The sequence below is a fragment of the Lentilactobacillus dabitei genome, from assembly GCF_019061365.1.
Lineage (GTDB): Bacteria > Bacillota > Bacilli > Lactobacillales > Lactobacillaceae > Lentilactobacillus > Lentilactobacillus dabitei.
In genome coordinates, this window is record NZ_JAHPPD010000104.1 from 1 (window position 1) to 8129 (window position 8129).

The following is an 8129-nucleotide window of genomic DNA, read 5'->3' on the forward strand; positions in this document are numbered from 1 at the left end:
AAACAAAAAGAGCCCTAATCACAAAGTGATTAGAACTCGAATTTAGTTTCACCAACAACAGTTGACGAAGAGCCTCTATTTATTAGACAAATAGGAAAGTGCTTTTTTGCTGTGCGAACGAAAGCTTTCCTAATCTCTTAGATTGCGGATCATGGCCGCAGATAGACTCGTTCTTATTTTTGAATACCAATGAATACCTCAATCAGCCAAAAAACGCCGAGCCCAATCGCTAGTAAACCAATTATTAAAGAAAAAATGAAGTTATAAAACGGTGTGATTAGAAAGATAATACCTAAGCCGTTAGAAAATAGGCCACAAATTGTGAGGACAATTTCCAGCGTTAGCCAAAGTCGCGGCTCTTTGAATCGCATTTTCTTTGTCCGCATTAAAAAGAGTGCGATTAGGCCAACCAACGTTGTCACAATTAAGATGTAGAGCGAAGAATCATTCCAAATACTCATGTCGGTCCTCCTAATGAATGATTAGGCATTAGAGAAATGGAATGAGCTGATTCACTTCAATAAAGCCTTAATAACTGCTTCGCCGACATCGGTTGCTGAATCTGCATTTTGACCAGTGATCAGCCGATTATCAACGACCACGTGGGATTTGAAGGCCTCTCCTTTTTCAAAAGTGGCCCCGGATTTCTTCAGTTCATCCTCTGGTAGGAATTTAACATCGTTGGTTAAGCCGTTTAAGGCTTCTTCATCGTTGGTAAAACTCGTTAATTTTCTGCCGTTTACAAAGCGTTTGCCGTCAGTTGTCCTGATTGCCAGCAATGCTGAAACGCCAATACAATTGGCAGCGATGATTCCGTCGTTGTTATAAATAGCGGATGCAATGCTTGCCAACTCTTTATTTTCTGGAAAATCGGTCATTGCCCCGTGACCACCAACAAAATAAATGACTTGATAGTCGGCTGGTTGAATATCAGCTGGCTTCAGAGATTTTGCCAAATGAGTATTCCGGAATTCATCATCTAAATAATATTGCCAGTCGATCTGGTCCATCATGTCTGGTGCTAAGCTAAGGGGATCGATGGGAACATACCCCCCCTTTGGACTCATGTAATCAACGTCGATGCCATTTTCCTGCATCACCTTATTGAAATGAGCGGCTTCTCGAAGCCAAATGCCGGTAGCTTTATACAGTTTATCGAACTTTGCATTATTGGTTACAACGATCAATGCCTTTGTCATGAATTACTTTACCTCACTTTTTAACTCGCTCGTCAAACTTCCCCTTCGTCTATATTACTACATTCTGATTGGGAATGATTGAAAATGGGGTGTTGTAATCTGAAAGGAAAATATGTTACCCTAAAACTTAACTGTTTGGATAACAGTTTTTACATAATGCAGAATAGTTAACCGTTTTGCTTCGCACACTGGATCTTAGGACTGCTGCGTAAAGCAGGAGTCTGCACGTAAGCACCACAAACAAAAATCCTAAAAACCAGGATTTCTGTTTATGGCGACTTACGCTCCGACTCCTAACCGCTTTGCTTCGCACACTGGATCTTAGGACTGTTGCGCAAAACAGAAACTTCCTCATAAGCACCCCAGCCAGAAATTCAAAACCAGAATTTATGTCTGGGGAGCCTTATGATCCAGTTTCTAACCGTTTTGCTTCGCACACTCAATTAAAATAGGAGGCACAAATGTCAGACATTATTTTAAACGTTCAACATCTTAACAAGAGTTTTGGTTCCAAACATGTCTTGAAAGATGTTTCATTTTCCGTTGAACGCGGTCACATCGTCGGGTTAGTTGGTCCTAACGGGGCTGGTAAATCAACCATCATGAAGGCTGTGCTAGGATTATTTAACTATGCCAGCGGCCAGATTACGATCGATGGTGACGCAGTTTCACCCATAAGTCATCAAGCAATGGACAAGGTTGGCGCCTTGATCGAATACCCTGGGATTTATCCATTTTTGACCGGAATGCAGCACTTGAAGCTATTCTCGAAGGAAACGACCGGTCAGGATCAGATTGATGAGATTGTTGATCGGATGAAGATGACGACCTATATTGATCGGAAAGCCAAAACCTATTCATTAGGGATGAAGCAGAAGCTCGGAATTGCCTTGGCATTAGTAAACCAACCAAAATTTGTGATCTTAGATGAGCCGATGAATGGTTTGGATCCCCAAGCAAATAAAGACTTGCGGACAATTATTTTAGACCTCGCCAAACAAGGGACCACATTTTTGATTTCCAGCCATATCTTGAGCGAACTGGAAAAGTTAATTGATGACCTGGTTGTGATTGATAAAGGTCAAATTGTGTATAAGGAAAGCATGGCTACCCTTGAAAGCGGCGGCAAACGACTTTTGGTTGTGAAGACTTCTGACGATGACAAGGCAACGATAATCCTGACCCAGAATGGGTATCAGCTTGACCAAACTGCCGGTGTCAGCATCATTGAAACTGATGACACCAAAATGGCCGACGTCATTAAATTGTTGTCTGACAACGGCATCGACATTGAGGACGTTCAACATGTCCATAGTGACTTGGAAACCTCATTGTTGGAATTGCTGAAGAACGACAAAGTAAAGGAGTCATAGAATGATAACCTTAGTTAAACAAGAAACCTATAAATTACTGCATAAGAAAAGTACCCCGGCAGTTTCAATTGCCCTATTGATCATCATGACGGCCTTTGGTGTTTTGAGCAAACTCTATCCGAAGTATTGGTCAGCCAAGAATATGTTTACGACGATGTATACCGGTGGCAGCTGGGTTGTCTTGTTCCTGATTGCCGCATGCAGTTCAATTATCGCAATGGAATTTCAGTATGGCACGATCAAGGAATTGCTTTATCGAAAGTATTATCGGGGTGAAATTCTGGTTAGTAAGTGGATCACCATGTTGATCTACTCAATTTATTTCTATGCTTTAGTGTTTGTCTATTCCTTGATCTTGAAAGTCGTTTTATATAACGGCAACTTCAAATTAACTGATACTTATGCAAATAACCAAAGTATCATTGAAACTCAGTTGATGAACCTCATTGGCCAGTTCCTGTCAGTATGGTTAGTGTTGAGCTTGGTATTATTGCTGGCAAACATTTTCAAGAGCACCGCTGCGGCAATTTCAATCGGCATCATTGGCTACTTTGCCCTGAGTGTGGTATCTGGATTAATGTTTGTGTTGATGCAGAAATGGGACTGGCTTAAGTGGAACCCGTTGAATATGATGAATTTACCGGCTCAGCTGACTTCAGACACTTATCATAAGATGACGCTATTATCGACGCCGGAAATGATATGTGGCAGCCTGGCTTATACGGCAATTTTTATGGCGATCAGCTATGTGGTCTTTAAACGGAGAAGCGTGTAAGAGGCTCAGATCGTCCATGGAACCGTGATGAGCGATAGCCTGCGACAAACGGCTGATTTAGGCCATTTAAGTAAAAAAGCAATGCATTCCAAATCAGGGGTGCATTATTTTTTTACTTAGATTCTGGGATCAAATCGCCGTTCGTCACAATCTCGTCTAACCATTCTCTAGCTGAGTAGTGCGCCAACAGCTATGTTATGATAAAGTTGTTTCATTTCAGGAAGAGGGGGGGCTTCAAATATGCTTGGAAAGCCATTATTAAAACAATCAATTAATAAATTTTTTCATAACTGGGGCGCCTACGTTACTTTAGTTATTGTCATGAATGTGATCTTAGCTGGTCTGATTGTCCCGATGCTGGAGTACTTTACAAGTTTTATCTTACGAAGTAATCAAATTCCGTACATATCTTATACCAACGTTGGCTGGCTGTTGACTGCCAAGCCACTCGCAGTTGTTGAACTGATTCTTCTGCTGGGGATTCTTTTTGCGCTGGTCTTTTGGCAGTTCGCATTTTTACTCTACGGTATCGATAACATCGCTTATAGTCAGAATCAGAGTCTCTGGAAAATTGTCAGGAATGCAATTAACGACATGCGGCGACTGCGATTTGCCAGCTTCTTATTTTTCTTGGGCTATTTTATTTTGATCATGCCATTTTCTTATACTTATCTCAATTCACCACTGCTTGCTAAAGCGGCGATTCCGACGTTTGTTTTGGATGATCTGGAGCAAAACAAGTACCTGGCAGTTCTTCTGGCTGTTCTGGCAATTGCCGTTTTCTACATCAGCATTCGCTTAATTCAAGTCTTGCCACTGATGATTTTGACTCATCAGACCGGATTTTCCGCTGCTAAAAAAAGTTGGGAAATGACCCGCGGCAAATCGTGGCAGTACTTTTGGCGACTATTGGTTCTTGGGGCAATTAGCCTGGTATCAACGGCCCTGTTGTCATTTGCGCTCTATGGGTTTCAAAAATACTTGGACGGCCAGTCCGGTAGTATCGCCTTTGCCGGTGCAGTGATGAATATGGGCGTACTCATGATTTGGCAACGCCTGATTGCCTCATTTAGCGTGGTAGTCTTTATGCTCATGTTGACGTCAGTGGCGGGGGAACGGAACTTAAGCCGAGCTCCTCAGACTATTGCTAAGCTGTCACCCCGTCGGAAAATGAGGCGGCGATTGGCGGCCCTGACGTTGATCTTGCTATTTTTGGGTGGCCTTGTTACTTATAATGGCCTGTACTTAAAGGGCAGCCTGTTAACGCGGCCGCTCACCATTTCTCATCGCGGGGTCGATGATGGCAATGGTGTCCAGAATACCATCCCGGCACTGAACAAAACCAGTAAAGAAAAGCCGGATTACGTTGAGATGGACATTCATGAAACTAAAGATCATCAGTTTGTGGTCATGCATGATGAAAATTTGCAAAAATTGGCCGGCGTGGATGCAGCACCTTATGAATTAACATTGGCTCAACTGAAACGGCTGATTGTTCATGAAAATGGGCACACGGCTCATATTGCCAGCTTTGACGATTATTTAGCCGCAGCCGAGCGGGATCATCAAAAGCTGTTGGTTGAAATCAAAACGACCAGTCACGACAGTCCGAATATGCTCAGCCTGTTTATCAAAAAGTATCAACGACGCCTATTACGTGACCATGATCACATTCATTCGTTGGATTACAACGTGATCAGCGGGTTGAAGCAACGCGCTCCCAAATTATTTGTCAGCTACATTCTTCCGTACAACTTCTCATTTCCGGAAACTAAGGCAAATGCTTACACAATGGAAGAAACGACGTTAAATAACCAATTTGTTCAGCAATCCCACGACCATCGTCAACAGGTCTACGGTTGGACTGTTGACGATTCGGATGATATGACCAGGCTGTTATTCATGAATGTGGACGGGATCATTACGGATGATTTAAATGAGCTTAAAGGGGTCATTCAGACGAACTTTAACCATCCAAGTTATGCCGGGCGGTTACTGATTTACTCCGATGAATTACAAATTGAGGATACCAGTAACTAATGAATATTTTTTAAAATTGGGGGATGAACCATGACATTCTACACCTATAACTACCTGCATCAGTCCCAAGGAAATTGGCAGTACGCTCGAATGATTATTCTAAGCGTGCTGGCATTGATCTTCATCGTCTTTTTAATTCATTACCTGCGAAATCGGTTGGACGTTAAATATAAGGATCTCAGTATTATCGTTGGCACACTCTTGTTGCTGATTTTGGCGATGCAGTACGACGATTTCAGTGCTGTCCAATCTGCCAGCAAGCAAACTGGCCAAATCACCACAGTGGTCAAGGAATCCGCAAAACAATTGGGGGTCGCCCCTCAGAAAGTTAGTATCAACTCAACCAGCCAGAATGCCAACTTGATGATTAAGACACCAAAAGGCATTTTTCGGATTGATTATAATTCTGATGGAACCCAATTTGTTTTGGAAAAAGTTGAGTTGCATGATCAACATGATATTAAAGTGGAGGGGAAAGCCTGATGTTTACATATTCTGACGTGTTATTGAAGTTGGTAGTTGGTTTTTTATTTATCACGATCTTAATTAACCTGACTGGGAAGGGCAATTTGGCCCCCACTTCGGCGATGGATCAGCTGCAAAACTACGTCCTTGGTGGCATTATCGGGGGCGTGATTTATAATCTGGCAATCACAATGGCCCAGTTTTTGGTGATTTTACTACTCTGGGCACTGCTGATCATGGTGACCAGGTACCTGAAAACCCACCTGCACTGGTTTGGTAAGCTGATCGAGGGTGAGCCAATTACGATTGTTCGTAACGGTGAGATGTTGGTGGAGAATTGTTTGAAGGCCAATTTGTCAGCTAAAGATGTTGATTTTAAGCTGCGAACTGCCGGTGTCTATGACATCAGCCAAGTGAAACGGGCCATCGTGGAGCAAAATGGCTCACTGACAGTCTTGAACCGAGGCGAAGGCAGTATTCGTTATCCGGTGATTGTTGATGGTCAGGTGGACCCGGACGTGCTGGAGTTAATGGACAAGGATGAAGGCTGGCTGATTGAAGAATTAAAGAAACAGGGAATTGACCAGATTAAAGATGTCTTTTGGGCAACTTATCGAGATAAGTCACTGACAGTTGCTAAATTTGATGACAACTAGTTTTGCAAATGATTCCCAAATAATGGTATTGATTATTCGAAAAAATTATCATCATTTTTTAATGAAACCCGTTGAAAATGACGAATGAATCCTATTTGTCAAGGTAAATTCCCGAAATACTCTCAAAATAATCTGAGGTAATTATGGGCTAATTCCTTGTTTTCGTTGGAATATCTTAATTATTTTTGATCAAACCATCTTTATCCGGTGATCAATTGGATCCTCATTGACTTCTTATAAATATGATTTATGATTAAAACTAATTCTTATTGAGTAATCGTGATACATATCACGTGCTTATCAATCATACAAAAATTAGATGCTGCGGAGGGACCCCTTTTTATGGAATTAAACGATATTAATCCAAATGTTTTAAATGTTAAGCCATCTGCCATGAGAAAATTTGATCATGACATTAGTGTTGATCCAGATATTATTAAGTTAACTTTGGGTGAACCTAATTTTGATGTTCCGGAGCATATTAAAAAAGCCGCGATTGAAGCAATTAATACAAATTGCTCACACTATCCCTATTATTGGGGATTCCAAGAGTTGCGAGAAGCAGCTTCCAAGTATTACAAAGACAAGTTTGGCTATAATTATTCAGCGGACGAAATTGTGGTTTCAGTCGGGGCGACAGAAGCCTTGGCCTCAACTGTTAAGACGTTGTTTAAGCCTGGGGATGCGGTAATTGTTCCAACGCCTGCGTATCCACTTTATGATGCGCTGATGACCTTAAACCAGTTGAAAACGATTTTTATTGATACCAGTAAATCCGGGTTCGTGTTGACGCCGGAACAAATTCAAAAGGCGGTCGATGATTATCCTGATTTGAATATCAAGGGATTGATCTTAACTGATCCGAATAATCCAACCGGGGTTGCTTATACGGAAGAACAAATTGCAGCCTTGGCGCCAGCTTTGAAGAAGAATCAAATTTGGGTGATTAGTGATGAAATTTATGGTGAATTGACTTATGGTCAAAAGCATTACACAATTTCGAAACTATTACCTGATCAAACGATTATTACGAATGGTTTGTCCAAGTCACACGCGATGACTGGTTGGCGGTTAGGCTTAGTGTTTGGACCACATCCGGTCATTGATGAAATCGCTAAGGTTCATCAATTTACCGTGACTGCTGCAGCTTCGTTGGTTCAATATGCTGCTACTGAAGCCTTAACCAATGGGCAAAATGATGCGGCTGTGATGCGTAAGGAATATTTGAAGCGTCGTGATTTCGTTGTTAAAAATATGGACGAAGCTGGGTTTGGCGTGGTTCACCCAGGCGGGGCGTTCTACGTCTTCGCTAAGATTCCAGCTAGCTTGCAAATGGATAGTTGGCAATTTGTTAAGACATTGGCTAAGGATTACCATATTGGCTTGATGCCTGGTGATCCATTTGGCGATAACGAATATATTCGGATTAGTTATGCCGCCAGCGATGAAGCATTGGCAGCAGCTATGAAGGCTGTTAAACAGATGGTTAAAGATAAGAGCAGTGTGGCGGACCGATAATTAGTCCATTGCATCAGATAAATGGGTCAAAGTCAAATCGTATTGATGGCGACTTATGAGCATCACCGAAAGGTGATGCTTTTTTGTTATTAGGCATGAATTA

At 41.9% G+C, this 8129-nt stretch carries 8 protein-coding genes; 6 read left to right on the plus strand and 2 right to left on the minus strand.

From position 1 onward, the window contains the following. Positions 1-173: 173 nt before the first annotated feature. Both KTE19_RS12035 and KTE19_RS12040 read right to left on the minus strand, forming a co-directional pair. Complete coding sequence (locus KTE19_RS12035; protein WP_217162694.1) at positions 174-461, minus strand: hypothetical protein; 288 nt, start codon at positions 459-461, stop codon at positions 174-176. Between the two features lie 51 nt (positions 462-512). Then, complete coding sequence (locus KTE19_RS12040) at positions 513-1199, minus strand: type 1 glutamine amidotransferase domain-containing protein (RefSeq protein ID WP_217342379.1); 687 nt, start codon at positions 1197-1199, stop codon at positions 513-515. A gap of 461 nt (positions 1200-1660) precedes the next feature. Between KTE19_RS12040 and KTE19_RS12045 the strand changes: the two genes are divergently transcribed. From KTE19_RS12045 to KTE19_RS12070, 6 genes are all read left to right on the plus strand, one after another. Continuing rightward, positions 1661-2572 carry an ATP-binding cassette domain-containing protein gene (locus KTE19_RS12045; protein ID WP_217162690.1) on the plus strand — a complete coding sequence of 304 codons (912 nt, stop codon included), beginning with the start codon at positions 1661-1663 and terminating at the stop codon, positions 2570-2572. A gap of 1 nt (position 2573) precedes the next feature. After that, positions 2574-3347 carry a DUF2705 family protein gene (locus tag KTE19_RS12050; protein ID WP_217162688.1) on the plus strand — a complete coding sequence of 258 codons (774 nt, stop codon included), beginning with the start codon at positions 2574-2576 and terminating at the stop codon, positions 3345-3347. A gap of 240 nt (positions 3348-3587) precedes the next feature. Continuing rightward, a complete protein-coding gene (locus KTE19_RS12055; protein WP_217342380.1) occupies positions 3588-5387 on the plus strand; it encodes a glycerophosphoryl diester phosphodiesterase membrane domain-containing protein in 1800 nt (599 codons plus the stop codon). Between the two features lie 30 nt (positions 5388-5417). Continuing rightward, positions 5418-5870, plus strand: coding sequence for a DUF3290 domain-containing protein (locus tag KTE19_RS12060; protein WP_217162684.1), 453 nt, complete (start codon positions 5418-5420; stop codon positions 5868-5870). Beyond that, the gene (locus tag KTE19_RS12065) at positions 5870-6508 is read left to right on the plus strand and encodes a DUF421 domain-containing protein (protein WP_217342381.1); all 639 of its coding nucleotides are present in this window, start codon (positions 5870-5872) and stop codon (positions 6506-6508) included. The genes KTE19_RS12060 and KTE19_RS12065 overlap by 1 nt, the downstream gene beginning before the upstream one ends. Positions 6509-6850: 342 nt before the next feature. Then, positions 6851-8026: an aminotransferase class I/II-fold pyridoxal phosphate-dependent enzyme gene (locus KTE19_RS12070; RefSeq protein WP_217162683.1), complete on the plus strand. Its 1176-nt coding sequence runs from the start codon at positions 6851-6853 to the stop codon at positions 8024-8026. Positions 8027-8129: the final 103 nt, after the last annotated feature.

What these genes read in the sequence shown, in the direction of transcription:
- KTE19_RS12035 (WP_217162694.1), bottom strand. Translation starts at nt 461, where the DNA reads ATGAGTATTTGGAATGATTCTTCGCTCTACATCTTAATTGTGACAACG.
- KTE19_RS12040 (WP_217342379.1), bottom strand. Translation starts at nt 1,199, where the DNA reads ATGACAAAGGCATTGATCGTTGTAACCAATAATGCAAAGTTCGATAAA.
- KTE19_RS12045 (WP_217162690.1), top strand. Translation starts at nt 1,661, where the DNA reads ATGTCAGACATTATTTTAAACGTTCAACATCTTAACAAGAGTTTTGGT.
- KTE19_RS12050 (WP_217162688.1), top strand. Translation starts at nt 2,574, where the DNA reads ATGATAACCTTAGTTAAACAAGAAACCTATAAATTACTGCATAAGAAA.
- KTE19_RS12055 (WP_217342380.1), top strand. Translation starts at nt 3,588, where the DNA reads ATGCTTGGAAAGCCATTATTAAAACAATCAATTAATAAATTTTTTCAT.
- KTE19_RS12060 (WP_217162684.1), top strand. Translation starts at nt 5,418, where the DNA reads ATGACATTCTACACCTATAACTACCTGCATCAGTCCCAAGGAAATTGG.
- KTE19_RS12065 (WP_217342381.1), top strand. Translation starts at nt 5,870, where the DNA reads ATGTTTACATATTCTGACGTGTTATTGAAGTTGGTAGTTGGTTTTTTA.
- KTE19_RS12070 (WP_217162683.1), top strand. Translation starts at nt 6,851, where the DNA reads ATGGAATTAAACGATATTAATCCAAATGTTTTAAATGTTAAGCCATCT.